This is a genomic window from Mycobacterium sp. (assembly GCF_035570115.1).
Taxonomy (GTDB): domain Bacteria; phylum Actinomycetota; class Actinomycetes; order Mycobacteriales; family Mycobacteriaceae; genus Mycobacterium.
This window is the reverse complement of sequence record NZ_DATMLH010000147.1, coordinates 1-25,151: the sequence shown is the minus strand read 5'-3', so window position 1 is coordinate 25,151 and position 25,151 is coordinate 1. Positions and strand designations below refer to the sequence as shown.

General features: G+C 65.2%; 22 protein-coding genes. 8 read left to right on the top strand and 14 right to left on the bottom strand.

Annotation, left to right across the window (positions count from 1 at the left end; genetic code table 11):
- Nucleotides 1-89: 89 nt before the first annotated feature.
- The 3 genes from VNW74_RS14220 to VNW74_RS14210 all read right to left on the bottom strand — a co-directional run bounded on the left by VNW74_RS14220 (nt 90) and on the right by VNW74_RS14210 (nt 2,472).
- Nucleotides 90-386 carry a WXG100 family type VII secretion target gene (locus tag VNW74_RS14220; RefSeq protein WP_325677846.1) on the bottom strand — a complete coding sequence of 99 codons (297 nt, stop codon included), beginning with the start codon at nt 384-386 and terminating at the stop codon, nt 90-92.
- A gap of 166 nt (nt 387-552) precedes the next feature.
- Nucleotides 553-852 carry a PE family protein gene (locus tag VNW74_RS14215; RefSeq protein WP_325677844.1) on the bottom strand — a complete coding sequence of 100 codons (300 nt, stop codon included), beginning with the start codon at nt 850-852 and terminating at the stop codon, nt 553-555.
- Between the two features lie 438 nt (nt 853-1,290).
- On the bottom strand, nt 1,291-2,472 hold the full coding sequence (locus VNW74_RS14210; protein ID WP_325677842.1) for a cytochrome P450: 1,182 nt from the start codon (nt 2,470-2,472) through the stop codon (nt 1,291-1,293).
- Nucleotides 2,473-2,636: 164 nt separating this feature from the next.
- On the opposite strand from VNW74_RS14210, the gene VNW74_RS14205 reads away from it, so the two are divergent.
- Nucleotides 2,637-2,831 (top strand): ferredoxin, encoded by a 195-nt coding sequence (locus VNW74_RS14205; RefSeq protein WP_325677840.1) that lies wholly within the window; start codon nt 2,637-2,639, stop codon nt 2,829-2,831.
- Nucleotides 2,832-3,455: 624 nt separating this feature from the next.
- On the opposite strand, the gene VNW74_RS14200 is transcribed toward VNW74_RS14205, so the two are convergent.
- From VNW74_RS14200 to VNW74_RS14190, 3 genes are all read right to left on the bottom strand, one after another.
- Nucleotides 3,456-4,685 (bottom strand): PPE family protein, encoded by a 1,230-nt coding sequence (locus tag VNW74_RS14200; RefSeq protein ID WP_325677838.1) that lies wholly within the window; start codon nt 4,683-4,685, stop codon nt 3,456-3,458.
- Between the two features lie 11 nt (nt 4,686-4,696).
- A complete protein-coding gene (locus tag VNW74_RS14195; RefSeq protein WP_325677836.1) occupies nt 4,697-4,996 on the bottom strand; it encodes a PE family protein in 300 nt (99 codons plus the stop codon).
- A gap of 390 nt (nt 4,997-5,386) precedes the next feature.
- Entirely contained in the window at nt 5,387-6,676 is a 1,290-nt protein-coding gene (locus VNW74_RS14190; protein ID WP_325677834.1) for a PPE family protein, read from the bottom strand.
- 308 nt (nt 6,677-6,984) lie between these two features.
- Between VNW74_RS14190 and VNW74_RS14185 the strand changes: the two genes are divergently transcribed.
- On the top strand, nt 6,985-7,269 hold the full coding sequence (locus VNW74_RS14185; protein WP_325677832.1) for a hypothetical protein: 285 nt from the start codon (nt 6,985-6,987) through the stop codon (nt 7,267-7,269).
- 39 nt (nt 7,270-7,308) lie between these two features.
- Here the strand turns inward: VNW74_RS14185 and eccCa are convergent, their stop codons facing one another.
- Nucleotides 7,309-11,502, bottom strand: a complete 4,194-nt coding sequence (gene eccCa, locus VNW74_RS14180) for a type VII secretion protein EccCa (protein WP_325677830.1) — start codon at nt 11,500-11,502, stop codon at nt 7,309-7,311.
- Entirely contained in the window at nt 11,499-13,016 is a 1,518-nt protein-coding gene (gene eccB, locus VNW74_RS14175; protein ID WP_325677828.1) for a type VII secretion protein EccB, read from the bottom strand. The genes eccCa and eccB overlap by 4 nt, the downstream gene beginning before the upstream one ends.
- A 298-nt stretch (nt 13,017-13,314) precedes the next feature.
- On the opposite strand from eccB, the gene malQ reads away from it, so the two are divergent.
- The 5 genes from malQ to VNW74_RS14150 all read left to right on the top strand — a co-directional run bounded on the left by malQ (nt 13,315) and on the right by VNW74_RS14150 (nt 18,759).
- Nucleotides 13,315-15,477: a 4-alpha-glucanotransferase gene (gene malQ, locus VNW74_RS14170; protein ID WP_325677826.1), complete on the top strand. Its 2,163-nt coding sequence runs from the start codon at nt 13,315-13,317 to the stop codon at nt 15,475-15,477.
- 21 nt (nt 15,478-15,498) lie between these two features.
- The gene (locus VNW74_RS14165) at nt 15,499-16,380 is read left to right on the top strand and encodes an LLM class F420-dependent oxidoreductase (RefSeq protein WP_325677848.1); all 882 of its coding nucleotides are present in this window, start codon (nt 15,499-15,501) and stop codon (nt 16,378-16,380) included.
- A complete protein-coding gene (locus VNW74_RS14160) occupies nt 16,377-16,850 on the top strand; it encodes a nuclear transport factor 2 family protein (protein ID WP_325677824.1) in 474 nt (157 codons plus the stop codon). Before VNW74_RS14165 ends, VNW74_RS14160 begins: the two co-directional genes overlap by 4 nt.
- Before the next feature lie 114 nt (nt 16,851-16,964).
- A complete protein-coding gene (locus tag VNW74_RS14155; RefSeq protein WP_325677822.1) occupies nt 16,965-17,705 on the top strand; it encodes a sugar phosphate nucleotidyltransferase in 741 nt (246 codons plus the stop codon).
- A 28-nt stretch (nt 17,706-17,733) separates the two neighbouring features.
- A complete protein-coding gene (locus VNW74_RS14150) occupies nt 17,734-18,759 on the top strand; it encodes an NAD-dependent epimerase/dehydratase family protein (RefSeq protein WP_325677820.1) in 1,026 nt (341 codons plus the stop codon).
- 212 nt (nt 18,760-18,971) lie between these two features.
- On the opposite strand, the gene VNW74_RS14145 is transcribed toward VNW74_RS14150, so the two are convergent.
- Nucleotides 18,972-19,265 (bottom strand): hypothetical protein, encoded by a 294-nt coding sequence (locus VNW74_RS14145; protein ID WP_325677818.1) that lies wholly within the window; start codon nt 19,263-19,265, stop codon nt 18,972-18,974.
- A 199-nt stretch (nt 19,266-19,464) separates the two neighbouring features.
- Here VNW74_RS14145 and VNW74_RS14140 point away from each other — a divergent pair, with 199 nt between their 5' ends.
- Nucleotides 19,465-19,812: a DUF732 domain-containing protein gene (locus VNW74_RS14140; RefSeq protein ID WP_325677816.1), complete on the top strand. Its 348-nt coding sequence runs from the start codon at nt 19,465-19,467 to the stop codon at nt 19,810-19,812.
- A 54-nt stretch (nt 19,813-19,866) separates the two neighbouring features.
- Here the strand turns inward: VNW74_RS14140 and VNW74_RS14135 are convergent, their stop codons facing one another.
- The 5 genes from VNW74_RS14135 to VNW74_RS14115 form a co-directional block, all read right to left on the bottom strand.
- Nucleotides 19,867-21,066, bottom strand: coding sequence for a glycosyltransferase (locus VNW74_RS14135; protein WP_325677814.1), 1,200 nt, complete (start codon nt 21,064-21,066; stop codon nt 19,867-19,869).
- A gap of 9 nt (nt 21,067-21,075) precedes the next feature.
- Nucleotides 21,076-22,251: a glycosyltransferase gene (locus VNW74_RS14130; protein ID WP_325677812.1), complete on the bottom strand. Its 1,176-nt coding sequence runs from the start codon at nt 22,249-22,251 to the stop codon at nt 21,076-21,078.
- 6 nt (nt 22,252-22,257) lie between these two features.
- Nucleotides 22,258-23,454 carry a glycosyltransferase gene (locus VNW74_RS14125; RefSeq protein WP_325677810.1) on the bottom strand — a complete coding sequence of 399 codons (1,197 nt, stop codon included), beginning with the start codon at nt 23,452-23,454 and terminating at the stop codon, nt 22,258-22,260.
- A gap of 168 nt (nt 23,455-23,622) precedes the next feature.
- A complete protein-coding gene (locus VNW74_RS14120) occupies nt 23,623-24,798 on the bottom strand; it encodes a glycosyltransferase (protein WP_325677808.1) in 1,176 nt (391 codons plus the stop codon).
- A gap of 30 nt (nt 24,799-24,828) precedes the next feature.
- The coding region (locus VNW74_RS14115) for a DUF6065 family protein (RefSeq protein ID WP_325677806.1) at nt 24,829-25,151 on the bottom strand (323 nt) is incomplete at its 5' end.

Sequence of the window (25,151 nt, the reverse complement as noted above, 5' to 3'; positions counted from 1 at the left end):
AGGCGCCGTGGGAATCCACGTCGCCGAACTGGTAACTAATCGACATTTATCTGTCCTCCTGGTGTATGGAAGCTTACGCTTGTAGCGGGTTAGCTGGACAGGATCCGCTGGGAAGCCTGCTCTTGCTGCTCGTAGTTGTTGGCGTCGCGGATCAGCCCGTCACGCACACCGTGCAGCATGTTGACAATGTTGCGGAAGGCCTGGTTCATCTGGCCCATGGTGTCGTAGGACGTCATCTGCGCCGTCCCACTCCAGCCCGCACCGGCGATGTTCTGGCTCGATGCCCACATCTTGCGGGCCTCGTCCTCCACCGTCTGGGCGTGCATATCGAAACGGCCCGCCATCGACCGCATCTCATGCGGATCAGTCATAAAACGCGTAGGCACTTACTTTTCTCCTTGATTGAGTAGTGATCGACTGCATTGGATGTGAAAGTCGGACCGGTTACCGGAGGTAACCGCCGACTTTAGACACACGGCTGATCCCCCCTTTCCCCTTACCCGGCTGCCACCGTGCGTGGCACCACCGTGGGACGGACATCATCGACCGCGCTCAAAGCGTCGCGGCTGCGTTGGCGGCCTCGGTGGCCGCATACGACCCGGCGCTAGTGCCCAGCGTGTTCACGAACATCTCGTGAATCGCCGCGGCTTGGGCGCTGACCGCCTGGTACAGCTGAGCGTGGGCGACAAACTGCGCCGCCGTCAGCGCCGACACCTCATCGGCCGCAGCGGGAACCACTCCGGTCGTCGGAGCCGCCGCGGCGGCGTTCTGAGCGCTCACCCCCGAGCCGATCCCCTGCAAAGTGCTGGCCGCCGAAGTCAACGCTTCTGGCTGCGTGGTTACGAATGACATTTGGCTTCCTCCCTAGGTCAGTTCCGGCCACCTGCGCGTTTTGAGAATAGACGCGCGTCTCGTTGTGTGCTGCGGCTCAAGCCTGGTGTTCGCAACTGTTCACCCGGCCGCAACAACTGTTCATCTGCGGTAACAGCTGAGTAACCGGCGCCGCTCCGCGGGCGCCGGTCAGCGGCTCGAAAGGGTTCCTGAAGTGCTCAAATGGGTTGGTCTCGGTCGGGCGTTGGTCTCCGCGTCTTTATCGGCGCTGCCGCACGTGGCGGAGCCGTGGACGACGCGGCACTCCGGTGAGGCAAAAAAATCTGACCGCGGATAACGCCCCGCAGGGCCCCGCTACACGGCGTCAGCAGGGGTTTTGTCCGGGACCCGGCCGAGCGACGCTCCCCGTGCGCCGGCACCGACGGCGCACCCCCGATGATTAAGGCCGCGCGCCCTGGCTCAGCCGAAACGCAGCGGCAGGTTTCTGAGCGCGAACGTCTTTGACGGAAACTTGATCTCGGGTTCATAGCCGGGGACCAGATCGAAATCGGGGATTCTCTTGAGCCATTCGTCGACGATCACGGTCAGCTCCATACGCGCCAAATGCGAACCCAGGCAGCGGTGTGGTCCGCCGCCGAATCCCCAGTGCCGGTGCACCTTACCGTCCATGGTGAGTTCGTCGGTGGAGATCGCATCGCTGCCGTCCCGGTTGACCAACGCCATGCACAAGAACACCGATGAGCCCGCGGGCAACGTCATGCCACCGACGACGACGGTCTCGGTCAGTACCCGGGGCGCCACCGGCGCTGACGGCTCCAAGCGCACGATCTCTTCGATGAAGACCCTGATCTGCCTCGGGTTATCGCGGAGCTGTGCGCGCAACGCCGGTCTGCGCGCCAACTCCAGCAGGCAAAAGCCGATCGCCGCGGTCACGGTGTCCAGCCCCGCCAGGATCAGCAGATGGCTCATGCCCAGCAACTCGAGATCCGTGAAGTTGCCTTTGCTTTGCATCACGGTAGACAACATGTCCGAGCCCGGATTTTCCCGACGGGATTGGATTGCGGCCGTCAGGTAGTCGTACATCGCACGCGCCGCCGGGGCGACGTCCGCCGCAGTGGCAAAGGCGTCATCGGCGAGGATGGCGTTTTTCCAGGCGATCAGGCGGTCCCGGTCCTCCAACGGCAGACCGTAGAGGTCGAGGAACACCTGGTAGGGGTATGTCCTCGCCAGGTCTTTCATCACCTCGCATTCGCCGCGGCCGGCGATGGCGTCGATCATATCGGCGGCGTGCCGAACCAGCACCGGTCGCGAGTTACGCAACCCGTGCGGGCTGAAAAACGGCTGCAGGATTTTGCGGTATCGAGTGTGCTCGGGCGGGTCGAACCCCAACGGGATCACCGGGACCGGGCTTCCCGGTGGTTGAAGCGCCAGTCGAGCAGAAAAAACATTGGGACTTCGCAACGCTGCCAGCACGTCCTCACGGCGGGTGAGGTAGTAGTAGCCGTTCATGTACACCACCGGCCCGGCGTCGCGCAAAACCTTCCACCCGACGCCACGATCAGCGGCCATCGGCAGGGCGAAGTAGTCAAGCCGCGGTAGGTGAAAGCCGGTGCCGTACAGGCTTTCATCAATGGAGCTCATCTACATGATCTCTCGTTGTCGGTGCGTTCGTTTTCGCCGGCGACGTGGCGCACGGGCAACAGTAGCCATGGTATGCGGCCCGCCGTGGTTCGGTCGCGTCGTCGCCGCGCTACCGGGTGCCGGATTGAGCGACGATGTTCGACATGTCTTTTAGAATCGGCATTGTGAAGGTTCGTGTCGAGCAGTCGAGGTGCGTGGGTCACGCCCAGTGTTATGCGGTTGACCCGGAGATTTTCCCGATCGACGATTCTGGCTACTCCATCCTCGAAGAACACGAGGTTGCGCCGGAGGACGCGCAGGTAACTCGTGACGGGGTGGCGTCCTGTCCGGAGATGGCGCTGATCCTGGACGAGGATTGACTAGAAGCCAGGCTAGTTCACGCTGGCTAACGGTCACCTTCCAGCGTGGAGTCCGGGAACCGCCTTTGCAACGCCTGCAGCAGCCCATGGACTTCGTCGATGCGAGCGCGTATCTGCGTCAGCTCTCCAGACGGCCGGGAATCGTCAGGCTCGGGCTGCTGATACTTATCTCCGGCCATGCGATGCGCAAGCTGCTGTAGTTCGGCGCACTCGGCCCGTAGAAGCCGCTCAAAGACTCGTGCCTGAGCTATCTCGGCAGGCTGAGGGGGGCGCGGTAAAACGCTGGCGGCACTGAGCGTCCGCGAACCGTTGATGGTCCGCGCGAGCATGCGGGCGGCGTTTCGGGGTCTCCGTGACAAAGCCAGCGGACCGGATGCCTGCGCGTGTTCCGCCACGTGGCCCTCCTGCCTGAGCCTCCCGATTGTTCATCCACCGGAAACCTACGCCACGACTTCCACGTGCTTCCCAGATATGCCTAACTGTTCACATTCGAGCCATGATTGCGACATCCGTGATTTACCTCGCTTCGAGGATGAGAGCCGCGGCTTGCGCTTTGGCGAGCACCACACTCCTGGGGTGTCACGCCGCGACGTGACACCCCAGGTGGTGTGAAGCTAGTCGGCTTTAGCCGGCTGATGGTGGGCGGGGCATCACCGTGGGTTTGAACCCATAGCGTGGGCCGAAGCCGCCCAAGCCACCGCCCCTTCCCCCACCGGCCAGCGGCATACCGCCGAGCAGGTTCCCGCTACCGGCGCCGGCCTCCGGGGCAGCGCTGACGCTGCTGACCAACTGCACGCCCTGTGGGGCCGCCTGCGGAGTTGCACCGGCCCACGACGCCGGCACCGCCAGTTTGCCGATCGAACCGGCGCCGCCCGAAATGGCGGACACCGAATGCGCGGCACCACCGCCCAGCGCGGCTCCGAGGCCACCCAGGCCGCCGAGTGCTGGGGGGGGAACAGCGGCTGGGAGGGCCCCGCCCAGCATTCCCGCGCTCTTCGCAATCTGAGTGCCGAAGTTGCCCATACCAACGCTGAAGTACGGCAGACCCTCGGTGTTGTAGAACAAGGCCGCGTATGGCGAGTAACTGGTTACCAAGGCCGAGAGGTTTGTGGCAATGACGGTCGTCCCGAATAGGAAGCTCCAGAGCGTTCCCTCCGCCGATGTCGGGGTCCCAAAGGCGTTTTGGAAGCCCGTGGGCGTCAGCAGGGATTGAATATTGCTCGGCAGCAACGAGATCAGCTCTTGCAGGATCGTCTGGGAGCTGGTGGAGGCGCTGGTTCCGCTTGCCGCGCTGACCGCGGCGGCCTGAGCCGTCGTCCCGGCGGGATTGGTTGTCGCGGCCGGCGAGGTGAACGGCGTTACCTGGGTGGCGGCCGCTGACTGGCCCGCGTAGCCGTACATCGCCGCGGAGTCCTGGGCCCACATCTGGCTGTATTGCGCCTCGAGTTGCGCGATCAACGGCGTGTACTGACCGAAGACGTTGGCCTGCACCGCCGCGGCTGTCTGAGCGCGGTTGGCCGCGATGAGCGGCGGTGGCACCGTCGCCGCGAACGCTTGCTCATGCGCCGCGGCGGCCGCCCTGGCCTGGTTTGCGGCCTGCTCGGCCTGCGCGGCGGTGGTGTTCAGCCAGCCTATGTATGGCTGTGCGGCGCTGGCCATCGACGCCGACGCCGTGCCGGTCCAGTCGTCACTGGAAAGTTGCGTGATCACCGTCTCGTAGCCCTGCGCCGCCGATTGCAGCTCGGCGGCAAGCCCGTTCCACGCCGATGCGGCAGCCTGCAGCGACGACGAACCCGGACCGGCATACATGCGGGCCGAGTTGACCTCAGGCGTTAACGCCCCGAAATCCACCATCGAAAGCCTCCCTAGCCGACCTGAGCCGCGCTGGCGGCCTCGGTGGCGGCGTACGACCCGGCGCTGGTGCCCAGCGTGTTCACGAACATTTCGTGGATTGCCGCAGCCTGGGCGCTGACCGCCTGATACAGCTGAGCGTGCGCGACAAACTGAGCCGCCGTCAGCGCCGAAACCTCATCGGCGGCCGCGGGAACTACTCCCGTCGTTGGGGCCGCGGCCGAGGCATTCTGGGCGCTTAGTCCCGAGCCGATCCCCTGAAGGCTGGTCGCCGCTGACGACAACGCCTCCGGCTGCGTGGTTACGAACGACATCCGGTTTCCTCCTCGATAACCATGAGCTTCTTCGACCTTGAGCAAGGTCGTTCGTTAAGAGATTAGATGGTCACGCTCGAATAACTCCCCTGACGACGTAACTGTTCACGACCGGACGGCGAGTATTCACCCCCCGATATCGGCTGTTCATCCCGCGTTCGACACGCCTTCCACCTGCAGCAATGTTTGGATTCGGCCGGCCACTGGAGTGCAGTGTGGGCCCGGCCGCTTGATCGCCGTCTCGGCTGCCGCATAACTAAACCTGGTCGTGCTGAAGATCGCCGGATGGGCTTTCGCCACAAGCACTTTCGGCACGCCGCGCGGGGCAGGCTGCCCTTCGGTCCGGGTGGCCACGGCCAGTGGGCGCCGCCGCACGGATTCGTACGCTGTTTACCCGCCGGCTGGCGGCCGAGGGACCACCGCGCGCCGGAACCCGTATTTCACGACGTAGCCGCCGCCGCGGCGTCCAAGACCGGCTCCAAGACCGGCGCCGCCCGCCATCGGAACACCGTTGAGCATCGCATTCGACTGCGGTGCGATAGGGCGTGCGGCGCTGGCCAGCTCGACCTCTTCCGTCTCCGTGCGTGTCGCCCCTGGATAACCCGCGGGCACCGACAGGCGCCCGAGAGTGCTGGCCTGGCCCAGGCTGGCCGACACACTGCTGGCCGTATACGGTGCGCCGCTCACGCCTGCGGTGCCGCTTCCTAGGCCGGCTCCTAGGCCGCCAAGTGTCGGCGTCGCATGCAGAGCACCTGGGTTGAATAGTGCCGTTGCCTGAGCGGGGGTAATCACCTGCTGGCCAATGCCGTAACCGAAGTTTCCGAGACCGACCGCGAAGTAGGCCTGGAGGATCTGCCGCATCGAGTTCAGGTTGCCGGGCGACAGGCCCAGGCCCCAAGCGCCGCTGGGGAACTGGTTGTAGGTGTTGTAGATCAGCGTCCAGAGCGGGGCTAACGGCCCGGTGAATGTCGGGGTAGCGATGGCACTGGTCGCGCCTGACGTGGCCGAAGGCACCGCAGCGGTGGCCGTTGTCGTTTGAGCGGTCGTGGCCGGCGCTGCCGCGACGGTGTTCTGCACCACCGTCGCGGCTTGGCCGGCCGGCGCGGCGGCGGCTTTGGCCACCGCGTCTGCCTGCTGGTTCAGCCCCTCCGGGTTGGCGGTCTGCGCTGGGGCGACGAACGGCGTCACCTGTACGGCTGCCGCCGAGGAGGCGGCATAGCCGTACATGGCGGCGGCGTCTTGGGCCCACATCTCGACGTAGAGGGCTTCGGTGGCCATGATTGCCGGGGTGTTCTGCCCGAGGAAGTTGGTCGCGATTAAGGCCATCAGCAACGCACGGTTGGCCGCGACCGCCGGCGGCGGCACCGTCATCGCAAACGCCGCCTCGTAAGCGGCGACGGCCGCGCGGGCTTGGTTGGCCGTCTCCTCTGCCTGAGCGGCGGTCGTGCTGAGCCAGTCCACATACGGCGTGACCGCGGCCGTCATTGCCGACGACGTTGGGCCTGTCCAGGAACTGCTCGTCAGCTCCGACAGCGTGGAACCGTAACCCGTGGACGCGAAGCCCAAATCCGAAGCCAGACTGTCCCAGGCCTCCGCAGCAGCCAACAACGGGCCGGGTCCGGGACCCGAATACATCCGACCTGAATTGACCTCCGGGGGCAACAGCCCGAAATCCAGCACTAGAACCCTCCGTCAGCAAGGCAAGATCGCGTCGGCCCCGTCAACCGCCGCATCGAAGCGGCGGCGCGCGGCGTTGTCGTGAACTGGTCAGCAATCGGCCGGTCCTGTTGGGTGACCGCCCGATCGGTATCGATGTGCGGAGCGCGGTATGTGGCCACAGACGAAATACGCTTTCTTTCCTCGGTAACCCTCAGCGTCAACGACATTGAGCGCCGATGCTCATCACTGAACAGTCGCTGGTTGAGAGATTAGATGGCCGCGCGCGTGATCCGCGACGACGATGCCGACTATTCATTCCTCATCAAGCAGTGTTCATCCCGAATCAACTGCTGTTCAGCCCACGTTTGGTTTGCAGCCATCCGGCCGACCGTTGGCCCGGCGAAGCGGGCCACGGCGGAATGGAAGTGCCGGCGAACTGCGTCGCAACCGGAGGGCTTGCCGACGGCGTGACCGACAGAGCCGATGTCGAGGACGACGAAGACGACGAATCGGTGGCCGAGGACGCGAGGCTTAGCCGAGGCGCCGGCGTAGCTGTACACGACGGCGGCGTCGTCGTGGGCCCCGCATCTCGGCGTCGTAAGCCTCAGTTGTAGCGGTCGCCCGAGCGCCTGGGAAACCTCCGCATGACGAAGTTAACGGCGCAGGTCTGTCGCCGCGACTTGCACGTACACGCCGGTGTCCTCGGCCATCAGCAGGCCACGACCGCGTGGCAGCGGACCGCCCTTCATCTTGCCGCGGATGAAGCCCTCGTCGGGATCGGCATCCATCACCAGCAACGGCGCGTTCGCCTGTGCCAGTGCCCTCAGCATCGGGTCGCTGCCGGCCGACGACCAACCGCCGAACGTGCGGGTGACGATCACGTGCAAGCCGACGTCGGCTGCCCTGGTCACCCATGGCGCGGCCTTGTGCAGCGGTGAATCGAAGCCAGCCGGCATCTGCTGCACATCATCGATGATCAGGAAGATCTCCGGCCCGCTCCACCAGGACCGAGACAACAGCTCTTCGGCCGACAGGCCCGGTGGTGGCTCGCGCCGGGCGAGCGCGGCGCCCAGCTCGTCCATCATCGCCGAGACGCCGTCGAGGTTGTAGGCGAACTTCTCGACGTAGTCGGTGCCCAGCGTGGTCAACAGCTGACGGCGCGGGTCGACCAGCCATACCTGCGCCGAGGGCCTCGACGTCGGTTGCGCGATGCTGGCGCCCGGTTCGTAGACCCGTCCGATCTCGGACATGATGGTGGCCAGCGTCGTGGTGCGGCCGCACTCGCGCCGACCCGTCACTATCAGGTGCGCGTTCTCGGCGAAGTTGAGATACACCGGCTGCAGGTCCAGTTCGTTGATGGCCCAAGCGATTCCGCCGGCGCCAACGTTCTGGCGACGATCGGCCGCGGCCAGCGTCTGCACCTGCTCCAGCCCGAACCGGGCCGGCAGCCTGCGCACCGGCGGTGCGTGACCGGCCGCGACCCGGCTGACCGCCGCTGCGACGTTGTCGGACTCGAACACGTTGTCCGGGGTGCTCGCCAGCGCGGGCCGCGCCACCAGCGTGTGCAGACCCGATTGCGGATCACCGTCCAGCCGCACGTAGTTCACTGCGAGCATGCCGCGGCCCGGCTTGACCGGAACATCCTTGGCGAACCGGGACCGCACCAGCTTGGCATCCTCGACCGCAGCCAGCCGCAACTCGATCCGGGATCCGAAACCGCTGCGCACCGGCGGCCGCAGCTCAGATTCGCGGTCAGCGGTAACCACCACGTGCACCCCGAACGACGGGCCCTGGTTGATGATCTGGTTCACCTGCTCGATCAGCACCTCGTTCTCTTCGGCCAGTGCCCGGTAGTTGTCGATCACCAGGTAGACATCGCCGAACCCGTCGTTGGGCACGCTGCCGGGCTCCCCGCCGAACTTGCGCCGCCGGAACACATCCATCGAGGGCACGTCGTACTCGAGGAAGGTGCGCCTGCGGTCGCGGAGCAGCGCCAGCAGTTCGGCCACCGTGCGGCGAACACCGTAGGGGTCGGTTGGTCCGACGACCTCGCCGACGTGCGGCAGCCCCGCCACCGTCGTCACTGCGGTGCTGCTGTAGGCCAGAACGTAGAACTGCACCTGCTCGGGTGTGTGGGTCAGCGCGGCCGAGCAAATCAGCGTCTGCAGCGTGGTGGTCTTACCCGCGCCGCCGGCGCCGAGGATCAGCACATTGGAACCGGGCCCGGAGGTATCCACCGTCCATGGTGGCTGGTCGTGCTTGAACGGCCGGTCGATGATCCCGACCGGGAACACCAGGTTCCTGGCTGTGCCGTACTCCTCCTGCCACGGCCGGTCGAGGAACCGGTCCACCAAGGCTTCGATCGACACCGGCACGTCCAGCGGCGGCTGCCACAACCGGTACGGCTCGAAGTCGACTCGGCGCAGCTGATCGATGATCACCGTGCCGACTTTTGGCGTTCTGATTGCCTCTTCTTCTTCTTCCTCGTCGTCGCGGTCGGCGGCTCCGTCCCCGTACGCCGCGTCGCCGTTCCCGCCGAGAGCTTCGCCGTTGCCCAGTGTGTTGAAGTCATCCGGTCCAGTGACACTGACCTCAATGGGCGTGAACCCCGTGGTAAACAGTTGCGGCCGAATGTAATCCACCGCATGCGTGAGCGCGGCCGGGCCATCGTCCTCGAGCGAAACACCGCGGCGGTAATCGCGCCACAGGAACTCCGCCTGGAAACGGAGGATCTCTTCAAGGCTCTTGCGGAAGTAGCCCAACCCCGCCTGAGCGGGCAGGTTCACCGCGTTCGGCACCCCGGCCGCCTGGGCCGCACCGGCGGTACGCGCTTTCAGCACCAACCGGTAACCCATGTTCTCCATGAGCTTTTCGGCCCGGCTCTCGATGGTCTGCGAGGCCATCATCAAGTGGATCCAGTAGGCGCGACCCTGGCGACCGATCGAGTCGAGAACGTCGACGGCGGTCGGCATGATCCGGAACCACTCGTAGAACTCGTCGATGACCACCACCAGCATCGGCAGCGGCGGCATGTCCTGACCGCGTGCCCGCATCCGGCCGCGCATCTCGTTGTATTCCTTGGCGTCGTCGACACCGGCGTTGTCGCAGACTGCCTTGCGCCGCGCGATTTCACCCCACAGCGAGTCCAGGAAGCGCTCCATCAGCGCCTGGTCTTCTTCGAGGTCGGTGGTGATCCGCGACACGTGCGGCACGCCGGCGAACGGCTTGACCGCCGATCCACCCTTGAGGTCGGCCAACACGAACTGCAGCTCGTCCGGCGGATGCGCCAGCATCAGCGACTCGAGCACGGTACGCACCAGCGTCGACTTACCGGAACCGGTTGTCCCCGACATGACCCCGTGCGGGCCGTCGCCGCCTTCGTCGAGGGATTTCATGTCCAAGAACAGCAGCTCGCCGTTGTCGGAGCGGTTGGCGAAGGGTATCCGCAAACGAGACCGGCTGCTGAGCCCGTCGCGCCGGTTGCCCCACAACGATTCGAAGTCGATCTCGGCGGGGTCCTCAATCCCGTAGTAGGACAGGATGTCTCGGGCACCGATGTGAGTAACCCGCTGGCCGATTTCCTCGTAGGCCTCGGCCAACCGCCAGTGCGCCATGCGCTGCGCGAACTGCTCGGCCTCCGGCTCGGTCACCGCGTCGGCAAGAGCGAAGAACCACCTGTTGTCGTCGATCACCATCCAGGTGTCGCGGTCGCGGGGCAGCGCTTCGATAACTCCGACGTCGTCGGTGAACCGCAGCACCCGTTCCGGGTTACCGGTCCACAGCGCAGAGCCGGTCAAGTCGAAGAACGTGACGCCGTCGACGCCGTCGACGCTGATGACGTATTCCCATTGCGGGTCGTCGACATCGGCGATGATCACGTGGTGCGGTGTCGGTGTCTCCGCGGACGAGCTGGCGTGCCGCGGAGTGAAAGACCCACGCCCGGCGAATAATTCGGCCTGGTCGGCGGCGAACTCACGCACCGACGCGTAGACCATCCGGGCATTGCCGGCAGCGTCGCGACGCCGCGGATCCCCGAAGTGCGGTAGCCACTTGACCCAATCCCATTTCGACATATCGGAACTGACAACGATCATCTGAATGTGGTCTGGCCCATGCGAGTACGCGAGCTGGCAGATGATCGCTCGCATCAGTCCCAGCACCTGCTCGCGGTTGCCGTCCAGCGCGTACCAGGGCTCGACAAGCAGCGACACCATCTTGGGCAGGTTGTAAATCACGCTCTGGTAGCGCCCGAACTCCTGCAGTGCCTTACCGGTCACCGGCTCCAGCTCGATATCGGTCGGCATGTTCTGCGGCTCACCCCAGGTCACCTCCGGCCGGGTCATGCCCACTCCGACCCTGGCGACTCCGAAGTTGAGGTCCTTGCCGTCCGGCTTGCGTTCCCACATCCGGGACGATCCGACCGCCGCGGCCAGCGTCGTCGGCTCCGGGTGGAACCACCGGTAGTTGGCGTCCATGCTGTCGGCCGACTCGTTCGCGGTTTCGCGCAGCATGTCGAGCATCAACATGAACTGGGCGCGCATGGCGTCCAGCTTCGGCCGGCTCATCTGCTGCTGGCCACCGAAGCGACCGCCGAACATCATCATCGCGACGCCGCCGATCATGAAGATCGGGAAGATCGAGCCGGCACCCAGGAACATCCGCGAGCCGTTGGCGACGGTCATACCGACCATGCCGACCAGCAGGCCGACCACCAGGACGCCGACCACAATCAGCCACCACGGCTTGCCTTCGGGCGGCGGAACACTCAGCGGCGTCGGTAGGACAATGTTCTCCGGCCGAACCGCGGGTGCGCGCTCGGGCGTCGGGCGTGCGAATCCTTGTTTCACTTTGGTACCACCAACTCTGCAGGGCTCATATCGGTCGGAAGCGTGTCATGACGCACCAGCGCATCGGTGCGCGAGAGCATGGGGCCCGGTGCCAGTAGCCGCAACGCCACCCAGGGCGCTGGGCTCGGCTGCGAAGTCAACCCCAAGGCTGAACGGGCGTCACGCGAGTTCTCCACGCCGAAACGCACACCGGAACTCGAGAGCCACCACAGCGATTCTGATGTGGCCGACCCCGGGTCGTTGCCGGTGACCTCGATCCAGTTGCCATAGCCGGGGCCGAAAAAGACCTTGTCGGCTTCGCGGCCCGAATTGTCCGCCTTCACCAGCGATACCACTTTTGCAGAGTCGCTGGACTGCACCGGAATCGTCGGCCCGGTGATCACCCGAACACGGGCACGCTCTTCACCGCCGGTTTTCTCCCACCACCAGCACGTCGCGGGATTGTCTCGGATGTCCACCGCGTTCAGCGGCCCATCGGGATAGGCCGACAAATCCAACCCGTTGACCACCGGCATTTTCGCTAATGACGCCGGAGCCACCACCACGGGCGCGCTGCCGGCCGGCGTGCCGGCGTTCTGCAGGATCTGGGCGACGACCGAGGTTACGGTCTGCACACCATCGGCTAATACCACCGAATACTGTTGCGGGCCACTGATTTGCGGTGTCACGATCACGGTTCCCACCGGTCCCGGTGCACCGGGAAATGCTGCTGGCTTCCCGGCGTCCGGCACCTTAGGCACCGACAGCTCGGGGCCCACCGGCAAGGAGTCGAACAACGCCCGGCTCATCGGTCGCGCCTGGTTGACGTTCTCAGGCGTCAAACCCAACGGCAACAACACCGCTCGGTTCATCCCATCGATGCGCGACCGGCGACTTTGCCGGATCACCCAGGTGTCGTTGGCGTAGCGCAGCACCACCGCGTCCGGCCCGTTCAACACGTGCCGGCGACCCGACAGGTCTGGCGTCCCGTCGATGACGGTGACGGTCACCGGTGACGGCGCCCCCACCCCCGCCGTCGGCGTTACCGAATCGCATACCAGCCACGACGACGACGCGGGGCTGGTCGGGGCGAATTCCGATGGCGCTCCGGGGATACCCACCAGCGGTCCGTGCGGCTGCTCGGCGATCTGACTCGACCGCACCTTGTGCGGGTTATCCGGTCGCCCTGCGATCAGCCGGGCCGAGGCCAGATTCAGCGCCGGGTACAACTTGTCACCGACCCGAACATAAAGCGCGCCCGAATCGCGGTCGGCGATGATCGGTGTGTCGTTCAGCTGCCCCGACGGGTTGATGAACGACCACAGCAGCGCGCCCAGGCAAATCACCAGCGCCGCGGACACCGACGCCACCACGGCCAGCGTTTGACGCCGGCCGGGTTCGATTTCCATCCGCACCCGCCAGCGGGTCAACGCCATGGCGGTGCGGCGTGCCAGGAACTGGTAACCGGTTACCTGAGTTCGGGTGGATAGTCCGAGGCCGTAGCCCGAACCACCTTTCCCGCCGTCACTAGCCATGGTCGATCACGCTCCGAGCCGACGGAAAGCCTGAATATTGCGTAGTCCCACGATTCACAGGGATAACCGTAGGGCACCCTGGGCCACCTCGCCACGTGAGCGTAGAGGCGTCGGGCTCGTTAGCGGCCCCGCCGGGAGTGGTCTGCGCCACAGTGGTGTCACCTGCCATCAGTAGTGGAGGAATTAAAGACTTCACTGCGCATGGTACGACGAAGAACAACCTCAGCCGCCCGAACGAATAGCCGCGAGGTGAACACTCGGGTCGCATTTCGGTCATCTGATTAAGCAAGATGGCGGCATGACTGAGCTGGCGCCGTCATTGGTCGAACTCGCCGGGCGGTTCGGGATCGCCACCGGCTACGACGACTGGACCCGTCGCCGGGTTAGTGTCCCGGAAAGCACGCTGGTGGCCGTCCTCGCCGCGCTGGGTGTGGCCGCCGCCACCGAGCCGGAGCGCAGCACCGCGCTGACCTGTCACGATCACGCATACTGGTCGCGTCCGCTGCCGGCCACCATAGTCGGCCGTGCAGGTGCCCCGACGTCGTTCTGGGTGCATGTGACCCACGGTCATCCCGCCGAGGTGTGGTTGCAGCTCGAGGACGGGACGGTCCGCACCGGGATACGCCAGGTCGACAACTTCACCGCGCCGTTTGACCTCGACGGACATGCGGTCGGTGAGGCCAGCTTCGTGCTGCCCAACGATCTGCCAGCCGGTTATCACCGGGTGCATCTGCGTTCCGGGGATACGCAGGCCAGCGCGGCACTGATCGTGACACCGGGCTGGCTGGGTATGCCGGAGCGGCTGGGCGCTCGTCGGGCCTGGGGGCTGGCCACCCAGTTATATAGTGTCCGCTCCCGACAGTCCTGGGGCGTCGGCGACCTCACCGATCTCACCGACCTTGCGGTCTGGTCGGCCTCGGCGCACGGCGCCGGTTATGTGCTGGTCAATCCGCTGCACGCGGCGGCGCCGACCAAGCCGATGGAGCCGTCGCCGTACCTGCCGACATCGCGGCGCTTCGTCAACCCGCTTTATCTGCGCGTCGAGGCTATCCCGGAATTCGCCTACCTGCGTAAGCGTCGCCGGGTGTGGCGGCTACGCGACGACGTGCAGCGGCACGCAGACTCGCTCGACGCCATCGACCGCGACACCGCATGGGCAGCCAAGCGGGCGGCCTTGGAACTGGTCTATCGGGTCCCACGTACGGCAGGTCGCGAACTGGCGTATGCCGCTTTCTGCGCCCGTGAGGGTGCTGCCCTCGACGATTTCGCCGCCTGGTGTGCACTGGCCGAGAAATACGGCAGTGACTGGCATCAGTGGCCCGAATCGTTGCAGCATCCCGGCGCCGACGGTGTCGCCGAGTTCGTCGCCGACCAATCGGAGGCCGTGGATTTCCACCGTTGGTTGCAATGGCAACTCGACGTGCAACTCACCGCCGCGCAATCGCAAGCGGTCGCGGCGGGGATGTCGCTGGGCATCATGCACGACCTGGCCGTCGGCGTGCACCCCAACGGTGCTGACGCCTGGGCGTTACAGGATGTCTTGGCGCTCGGGGTCAACGCCGGTGCGCCGCCGGATGAGTTCAACCAATTAGGTCAGGACTGGTCGCAGCCACCCTGGCGCCCGGACCGGCTCGAAGAGCAGGAGTACGAACCGTTCCGTGCAATGATCCGCACCGTGCTGCGGCACGCCGGCGGCGTGCGCATCGACCACATCATTGGGTTGTTCCGGCTGTGGTGGATTCCCCAGGGCGAAGCGCCCACCCAGGGCACCTATATCAGTTATGACCACGAAGCAATGATCGGCATCGCCGCGCTGGAGGCGCAGCGCGCGGCTGCCGTGGTCGTCGGCGAGGACCTCGGCACCGTCGAGCCGTGGGTACGCGACTACCTGCGGGCCCGCGGTGTACTGGGCACGTCGATTCTGTGGTTCGAGCTCGACCGTGACGGTGATGGCAGCCCGCTGCCGGCCGAGCGCTGGCGAGAATACTGCCTGTCGTCGGTGACCACCCACGACCTGCCGCCGACGGCCGGTTACCTGGCCGGCGAGCATGTGCGCCTGCGGGAGTCGCTGGGCCTGTTGACGCGACCCGTCGAGGAGGAGCTGGCAGCTGCGGAAACCGAGAGGGCGGCCTGGATCGCCGAGTTGCGCCGCGTCGGCCTGCTTTCGCAACGAGGCGACGTGGAGAACAACCCAGCGCAGACCGTGCTCGCCCTCTACCAGTACTTGGGCCGTACGCCGTCGCGGTTACTGGGAGTCTCATTAACCGACGCGGTCGGAGATCGAAGGACCCAGAACCAGCCCGGCACGACCGACGAGTATCCCAATTGGCGGATTCCGTTGAGCGGACCCGATGGTCAGCCGGTGATGCTCGAGGACGTCTTCACCGATCCCAGGGCAATCGCGCTGGCCGAAGCAGTACGTGCTGAGACGGCCTTCACCCCCACTGAGACCAGCTGTTAGGTTCTTTCTGCCATGAGCGTCTTGAAGTTCGGCGTGGTCGCTCCGGTCGCCGCCGGGGTCACCGCAGACCCGCGTTGGATGGCGCCCTTCGCACGCCATCTCGAGGCGTGCGGCTTCGAATCGGTTGTCGTCGTCGAGCACACCGTTTTGGCCACCCAGTACGACAGCGTCTATCCCTATGACCGCTCGGGGCGTGTCGAATTAGCGGCCGACTGCCCGATCCCTGATCCGCTTGACTTGCTCTCGTTTTTGGCCGGCCATACCGATCGGCTCGGGTTGGCCACGGGGGTGCTGGTGCTGCCCAACCACCACCCGGTCGTGCTGGCCAAACGAGCGGCGACCGTTGATGTGCTGTCCGGGGGCAGGCTTCGGCTGTGTGTCGGTGTCGGCTGGCTGCGGGAAGAAATCGAGGCGTGCGGCACCGACTTCGGTAGTCGAGGGCGACGCGCCGACGAGCAGTTGGCGGTGCTGCGGGCGCTCTGGGACGACCGGCCACAGGGCGTCTCGCATCATGGCGAGTACTTTCAGTTTGAGAACGTAGTCTGCAACCCGAAACCCGCTGCTGGTAAATACTTTCCGGTATACATCGCCGGTCACAGTAAGGCCGCCGCTCGACGGGCGGCGCGCTTCGGTGACGGCTTCCAGCCTTTGGGAGTGACCGGTGCTCAGCTGGACGGCCTGCTGGCTCTGATGCGCGACGAGGCCGCGGCGGCCGGACGCGATCCGGCCGATATCGAAGTATCGCTGGGACATTCGGTCACCAAGGTCGACGCCGAACGCGCCGAGAAGCTCGCCGCCCAGGGCGCCGACCGACTGGTGCTGGCCATGCCGCCGACCACCGACCTCGAGCAGGCCAAGGACGAGTTGTCGGCCTGCGCACAACGTCTTTCACTACCGACGTGATGCTCGGCGCGACGGACCGGGCAGCTCTCACCGACCTGGTGCACCGATACGCCGCCGGTGTCGATGATCGGCAATTCGATTCTGTTACTGCGCTTTTCACGGACTCAGCTGAGCTGATGCTGCCGGAGTCGCCTGCCGCGCTGGACCCGGTCCACCGGCATTGCGGTCATGCCGCGATCCGCACCGCGATCGCCGCCGTGGCCGCGACCATCCGCACCGAGCACGCGATCGTCGGCGAGGTCTTCGACGTCGGCGCGCAACCCGACAGTGCCCGCGGGCGCATCGCCTGCGTCGCGCATCACTGGGACCGACACGGGGATCAGCTGACCGATGTGGTCTGGCATCTGCGCTACGACGATGAGTACCTGCGGACGGACGCCGGATGGCGGATCGCTCACCGCACGTTGACGATCAACGCCATCGAGACCCGCCCGGTGCGCCGGGTGCGGTCCGAGGGGCCATCGGAGTGAGGCGCCGATCAGGCTTCGCGTCCCCGACGGGCGCTGTGTTGAATGTCCCGTGCAGGCAAGGAGAATCGCGGAGGTTGACACCATGCAACCGACGCGGGAGATATCAATGAAACTATGCTCTGGCTCGGTTCTTCGCCCCGTTGCGGCGACATGCAGACCGTAATCCTGTGCGGCGGAAGAGGCGTCCGAGCCATGCCCTCGACCCTGGAGGTTCCTAAGCCTTTACTGCTGGTCGGCGACCGTCCGGTTCTCGCTCACGTGATGGAGATCTATGCCGACCAGGGCTTCACCGACTTCGTGCTGGCCGCCGGTTACAAGGCCGAGTTGGTATGGGAATTCACGCAGTCCCTGCCTGCGAGTTGGCACGTCGAGGTGGTCGATACGGGCGAGGAGACCAACACGGGTGGTCGAGTCATGATGGTGCGCGAGCGTCTGGGCGAGGAGTTCTTTCTCACATACTCCGATGGCCTGGGAGACGTTGATCTGCACCATCTTTTGGACTTCCACCGCGCCCATGGGGCAGCAGCGACAGTGACCACGGTTTCTCTTCCTTCTCCGTACGGAACCTTCGATGTCGATGGAAAGGGAAGGGTGAGCGGATTCCGAGAGAAGCCGAAGCTGCACGACCATCCGATCAACGCCGGGTTCTTCGTGATGGACAGCCGAGTCTTCGATCGCTGGGACGGGGAGGATCTCGAACGCGAGGTTCTTCCTGCCTTGGCTAACGCCGCCGACTTGTTCGCCTACCGTCACGAAGGGTTCTGGAAATCCATGGACACCCAGAAGGATGCTCAGGAGCTGACCGCGCTCTGTGCGGGAGGACGCGGGCCGTGGGTGCGATTGACCGGCACGTGAACCGATCCAGACCGATAGGAGACACGCGATGACGGCCGGAATGAATATCACACCGTTCGAACCGAACCGGGACTTCTGGAACGGCCGTCCGGTGGCGGTGACGGGAGCAACCGGGTTTGTCGGTACTCACCTGACCTCTGCCCTCGCGGCACTCGGGGCACGCGTCGTCGTGCTCGTTCGCGACACCGTTCCGTCCTCGACCATCCGGGACGGGTGGTGGCCGAAGGTGTCGATAGTCACGGGGCCGGTCGAGGATCAGTCCCTCATGGAGCGGATGTTGGGAGACTACGACGTGGTGACCGTCTTCCACCTGGCTGCCCAGAGCCAGGTGGGAGTGGCCAATCGCAACCCGGTGGCGACCTACGAGGCCAATGTGCGGGGAACCTGGGCGCTGCTGGAGGCGGCGCGTCGCAGCACGACGGTTCGCCAGATCGTCACGGCGAGCAGCGATAAGGCGTACGGGGAACAAACCGTCCTCCCCTATACCGAAGACATGCCACTCCTCGCTGTCAATCCTTACGATGTCTCCAAGGCCTGCTCGGACCTCATCGCCCAGAGCTTCGCTCGCATCCACGACGTCCCCGTCGTCGTAACGCGGTGCGGCAATTTCTTCGGTCCCGGAGATACGAACTGGGAGCGGCTCGTCCCGGGCACGATACGTCTGCTGCTCAAGGGCCAACGTCCACTGATCCGCTCGGATGGGACGATGACCCGGGACTATCTCTATGTGGTCGACGGAGTGCTCGCCTACCTGCGGCTCGCCGAGGCGGTCTCAGCGGACCCCACACTTGCAGGCGAGGCGTTCAACTTCTCGACCGAAAGTCCGCTTTCGGTGCTGCAATTGGTCGAGATGCTCCAAGCTGCGGCTGGGACTGAGTTGGAACCGGACATCCGGGCCACGGCCCGTCACGAGATAGCCCATCAGTATCTATCGGCTGCGAAGGCCCGCAAGATGCTGGGTTGGCATCCGCGTTACGCCATGGAGGACGCGATCGCCGAGACCGTTGACTGGTACCGGGGCGTTCTGTCTTTCGGGGACGCAACAACCCCGTGACGACTGCCGCGGCAACAGCGGCTCCCCGCTGAGGTTAGCAAGGATCCCACCAACCGAGATCAGGCAAAGGGTGGTGTTGTCCAGTGTGTCACCGGATCCGGGTCGGCCGTTGTTGTTGCACGGTGAATACGACCCCGACCGGGTCGCGCTTTGGCCAACACAGGATGGGGTTACCGCAAAAAGCCGGAGTGTTGGCCGCGGGGTAGGTCGGCTTAGCCGCCTCCGCCTCCGCCTCCTGCGCCTGCGTCGCCGCCGCCGTTGTACCAATCGTTGGGGTTGTAGGTCTGGACGGCGGGCGGTTGAGGAGTCGGCGGTGCCGGCGGCGCTGGTGCAGTGGTGGGTGGATCTGCAGGCCGCGGCGCCGAGAGCACACTTGGCGTGCTGGCAAAACCGGGCGTTGCGTAGGCCGGAATGTTCACAGCGGCCGCGGGTATCGCGACAAACGCGGCCGCGACCGCAATCTTCGTGATCGTGTTGCGGACGCGCGATGGCGTTGTCCACGTCATAGGCCACTCCCTCCGTAGGGCCCCGGCTAGGCAGATACTGCCACCTTCCTTATCGATGAGCTAGTGCTAACTGCTGTCACTAGCAATTGCTCCAACCAGCCTTCTTAAGTTTCTTCCCAGCTTTCGCTATTGTTCATATTTGCGCCCCGTTGGACCCGCATACTGCGGCATTGTCGACGCCACGAAGAAGGAAGCGAAAATGCCCTCAGCTCGCTGGCTGGCCAGACTGGCCGTCCCCATAACGCTTGGCGCTGCCCTGATTACTGGCGCTGCGAGTGCTGGTGCCAATCCCACTGATGACGCGTACCTCGCTCAACTGCGCGGCTTCGGCTTCACTTGGCCGGAGGGCCACGAGGAGGCCCTCATCGGGATGGCATACCTCATCTGCGACGATCTCGGGTGGGGTTGGACGCCAGACCATATTGCCCAGCACGTACACAGCAACTTGGACCCGGACAGCGTTCAGATCGGACAAGTCGGATCCATGGTGAACCTCGCACACTCGACCTATTGCCCCAACCAGCGGTGCTGGGCCCCGCACTGCTGAGCGGTCCAGGGTGTGCGCTGGTCCATCCGCGCACAGGTGGCGCGCCGGCGCCGATCAGCCTTCGCGAGCATGACGCGCGGCGTCTTCCAGGAGATCGGCGGTGCGAGCGAGGCTTTCGGCGGGTTTGGTCATCTGGGTGGCGACCTCATGGGCGCGATTGGCATATTGCGGATTGAGGATTAAGCGCAGGTCAGCGACCAGCGATTCCGCTGTCGATTCCGAAAAGCGCCGCGCAACGCCGACTTTCAGCTGTTCGCTGCCGGCCGCCCAGAGCGGCTGATCGAGCCCGTTCCAGAGAATCAAGGTGGGGACTCCGGCGCGCAGGCCGGCGGCCGTGGTGCCGGCGCCGCCATGATGGACGACCGCGCGGCACAGCGGAAAGACGGCCGCTTGGCCTACCTCATCCATAACCTTGACGTGCTCGGCATGCGGGACACGGGTGAAGTCATTCGGCCCAGACCAGATCAACGCCCGCTCGCCCAAATGCGCGCAGGCCGCGGAGATCGCGGCGACCGTGTCAGCGGGGTGTGCGAGCGGCGTGCTACCAAAGCCGAAGTAGATCGGCGGCGGTCCCGCGGCAATCCAGGACAAGATCTCATCGTCGGCGGCCGTCGGCAGCTCCAGCGTCAGCGCCCCGACGAAGGGCCGTCGCCCATCTGATTCCACCCATCCAGCTGCCGGGCCGGGCAAACAGAACTCGTCGTAAGCCTGGATTTCCAGCGATTCGAGTTCCGGCATCGGTCGCGTCGAGGGCCCGGTTGCCTCCGGTAAGCCGAGTGCGCGGCGTTGGGCATGTTCAGCCTGCTTCGCTACGCTCCCATGCGCCGACCCGAGCTCCAAAATCTGCGACGGGAAGGAGTGCAGTGCCGCGAGCGGAATGTCGTAGTACTCCGCGACATTGGCGGCCAGCCCCTGCTCGTTTATGCCTGCCAGTAGCAAGTCGGCCCCATTTGCCAACGACATCAACGTCGCGGTCTTCTCCGCCGCGACCTGGGTTACATATTCGATAGCTTCGTGGATCGCGCTGAGCGGATTCTGGATCATGTGGACGAAATCCCGGTCGCGCAGCTGCGCCTGCCAGTCCCGGCCGTAGGGAACCGCGGTAAGCCCCTCGGACTCGATGAAGGCAACCATCTCAGGCGGCACAGTAACGGCCAGGCGCACATCGTGACCTCGGCGCAGCAACTCCCGACCGACGGCGATGCAGGGTTCCACATCGCCACGACTTCCACAGCCTGCCACCGCAAATTTCATCGGCGGAACCTAATCACGCCCGCGCCGGGCGGTGTTTTCCAGGAGATCGCCTACCCTGGCGAGGCTTTCGGCCGGTTTGGTCATCGCAGCGGCGACTGTACGGGCTTGAGCGACGTATTCCGGGGCGAGGACAGAGCGCAGGTCGGCGACCAGTGATTCCTGGGTGGTGGCCGAAAAGTGCCGCGCGGAGCCGACTTTCAGTTGTTTGACCGCGCCGGCCCAGAGCGGCTGATCGAGCCAGTCCGCGAAGAGGATCAACGTGGGGATTCCGGCGCGCAGGGCTGCGGCCGTGGTGCCGGAGCCGCCATGGTGAACAACCGCGCGGCACGCGGGAAAGATGGCCGAATGGTTCACCTCATCCACAACCTTGACGTGCTCGGCATGGGGGATATGGGTGAAGTCATTGGGCCCAGAGCAGATCAACGCCCGCTCGCTCAATTGCGCGCAGGCCGCGCTGATCATGGTGACGGTGTCACCGGGAGATGCGATCGGCGTGCTGCCGAAGCCGAAGTAGATCGGCGGCGCTCCCGCGGCAATCCACGACAAGACCTCCTCATCGTCATCCGTCGGCAGCTCCAGCGTCAGCGCCCCGACGAAGGGCCGTCGCCCATCTGATTCCACCCATTCGGCTGCCGGGCCGGGCAAGCAGAGCTCGTCGTAAGCCTGGATCTCCAGCGAGAGCGGCGAGGGTCCGGTTCCGTCCGGCAACCCCAGTTCCCGGCGTTGAGCGCCTTCCGCGACCTTCGTAATGAGCGAAAACAGCCAGCCCGACGACCAAATCCGCTCCGGGAAGAGGTGCAGCGCAACCACCGGAATGCCGTAATACTCTGCGACATTGGCGGCCAGCCCCTGCTCGTTGAAGCCCGCCACCAGCAGGTCGGCCCCATTTGTCAACGACGTCAACGTCGCGCTCTTCCCCGCCGCGACCTGGGCAACATATTCGATGGGTTCGTGGATCGCACTGAGCGGATTCTGCATCATGCGGACGACATCCTCGTCGCCCAGGTGCGCCTGCCAGTCCCGGCCGTAGGGAACCGCGGTAAGCCCCGCCGACTCGATGAAGCGAAGCATGTGCGGTGGCACCGCCATGCGCACGTCGTGGCCTCGGCGCAGCAACTCCAGAGCGGCGGCGGCGCAGGGCTCGACATCGCCGCGACTTCCATAACCCGCCACCACAAATTTCATCGTTGCTCAGGCAGAGCGTCCCTGGCGGGCGGCGTCTTCCAGGAGATCGGCGGCGCGGGCCAGACTTTCGGCGGGTTTGGTCATCTGAGCGGCGACCTCACGGGCTCGAGCGTGGTATTGCGGAGCCAGGATCTCACTCAGGATCGCCACCAGTGATTCCTGGGTGGTGGTCGAAAAGTGACGACAGGAGCCGACTTTCAGTTGTTCGACCGCAACTGCCCAGATCGGCTGATCGAGCCAGAACGCGAAGAGGATCAAGGTGGGGATTCCGGCTCGCAGGGCCGCGGCCGTGGTGCCGGAGCCCCCGTGGTGGACGATCGCGCGGCAGGCCGGAAAGACAGCCACTTGGCCTACCGTGTCCACAATCTTGACGTGGTCGGCCTGCGGGATGTGGCTGAAGTCATTGGATCCAGACTCGATCAACGCCCGCTCGCCCAACTGCGCGCAGGCCGCGCTGATCATGGCGATCGTGTCAGCCGGCATTGTGACCTTCATGCTGCCAAAGCCGAAGTAGATCGGCGGCGGTCCCGCGGCGATCCACGACAAGATCTCGTCGTCGGCGGCCGTCGGCAACTCCAGCGTCAGCGCCCCGACGAAGGGCCGCCAGCCACCTGGTTCCACCCATTCAGCTGTCGGGCCGGGCAAGCAGAACTCATCGTAGGCTTGGATCTCCAGCGATCCGCCTTCCTCCATCAGTTGGGCCGAGGCTCCGGTTGCCTCCGGCAAGCCGAGCGCACGACGGTGGGCACTCTCGGCCTCCTGCGTTAAGCGCCAGTCCAGCCCCTGGAGCTTGATAATCCGCATCGGATACATGTGCAGCGCGGCCAACGGAATGCCGTGAAACTCCGCAACATTGGCGGCCAGCCCCTGCTCGGTTATGCCGGCGACCAGCAGGTCGGCCCCATCTGCTAACTCGGTCAGCGTCATGCCCTTCTCCGCCCACACGTGGGTGTAATGTTCTGTCGCCTCGCGTACTTTGGTGATCGGATTCTCGATCTTCGCGAAATCTTCGCGGAACCCCTCGACCAGCCGTGAGTTCGGCCCGTAGGCGACCGCGGCAAGCCCCGCCGCCTCGGCGAAGCCAAGCATGTTCGGCGGGACCGCCATGCGCACCTCGTGACCTCGGCGCAGCAACTCCCGACCGACGGCGACACAGGGCTCGACGTCGCCCCGACTCCCATAACCCGCCACCACAAACTTCATCGACGCAACCTAACTCGCGGTGATGCACACACGTTCAAGCAGGAACGGTACCGCCGTTCGATCGTCGAGGGACCCGACAGCGGCCCTTGACGCATCGTATGGGCTTGGCTGTCAAGCGGCATTCTGTTGAGCGTGGTCACGGGGGCCCATGCCGTGCGCCTTCGCCGATCAGCCAAAGCGCCCCCGGCGGGCAGCGTCTTCCAGGAGATCGGCGGCGCCGGCAACGCTTTCGGCGGGTTTGGTCATCCGGGTGGCGACCTCACGGGCTCGAGTGACGCATTGCGGAGTGACGATGGAGCGCAGGTCCGCGACCAATGCTTCCTGGGTGGTTTCCGAAAACTGCCGGCCGGAGCCGACTCCCAGGCGGGTGACCACTTCTGCCGAGATCGGATGGTCGATCCACATCCAGAGGATCAAGGTGGGGATTCCGGCTCGCAGGCTTGCGGCCGTGGTGCCGGTGCCCCCGTGGTGGACGATCGCGCGGCAGGCCGGAAAGACGGCCGCGTGATTTACCGCACCCACAACCTTGACGTGCTCGGCTTGCGGGATTTGGGTGAAGTCACTTGCACCAGAGCAAATCAACGCCCGCTCGCCCAACCGTGTGCAGGCCGCGCTGATCATGGCGACCGTATCGGCGGGAGATGGGACCCGCATGCTGCCAAAGCCGAAGTAGATCGGCGGCGTTCCCGCGCCAATCCACGACAAGACCTCATCGTCGGTATCCGTCGGCGACTCCAGCGTCAGCGCCCCGACGAAGGGCCGTCGCCCACCCTGTTCCGCCCATTCGGCTGCCAGCCCGGGAAAGCAGAGCTCGTCGTAGGCCTGGATCTCCAGCGATCGCGTCGCGGGTCCGGGTGTCTCCGGCAAGCCGAGTGCCCGGCGGTAGGCGTCTTCAGCCTCCTTCGTTATGCGCCAATGCAGCCACCCGAAGTTCAAAAGCTGTGTCGGAAAGATGTGCAGCGCGGCCAGCGGAATGCCGTGATACTCCGCGACGTTGGCGGCCAGCGTCTGCTGGTTGTGGCCTGCCAAGAGCAGGTCGGCCCCATCTGCCAGCGCCATCAGCGTCGTGCCCCTCTCCACCCAGTCCTGCGTGACACGCTCGATAACTTCGGGCAACACGCCGATCGGATTCTGGATCTTCGAGCCGTCGCCGCGGAGCACCTCGACCTCCTGCGAGTCCAGCCCGTAGGCGACCGCAGCAAGCCCCGCGGACTCGACGAAGCCAAGCGCGTCGTTCGGGACCGCCATGCGCACGTCGTGACCTCGGCGCAGTAGCTCCTGACCGACGGCGACGAAGGGCTCGACATCGCCGCGAGTTCCGTAGTTCGCCAGCACAAATTTCATCGGCGCAAACCTAGCCTTTCACTAGGTGTCCTATTCCTGCTTGTCATGTTGTGGCTGAACAAATGAACGAAGATGACGGCGAGTCTGATGATCTGGTGCGCCGGCCTCGCCGTCTCTGTGTCTGCCTCGCGTATAGTCGCCGTGCCACTCCGGTTGCTGTCCCGCGGCGACCCTCGCTGCAGTCTCGTACCGATCTGCCGTGCCACGTTCGCGAAGAAACAACTCATGCTTCCGCTGCAGATCTTCGTCAGACTCGATGCGCCTGAGTTCGGGGGCGAACTCTTCAAGCTCGGCTCGGCGCTGCGGGACGATCATGCAGATCGGCTCGTCGACCTCGAATCGCACCGGCATCA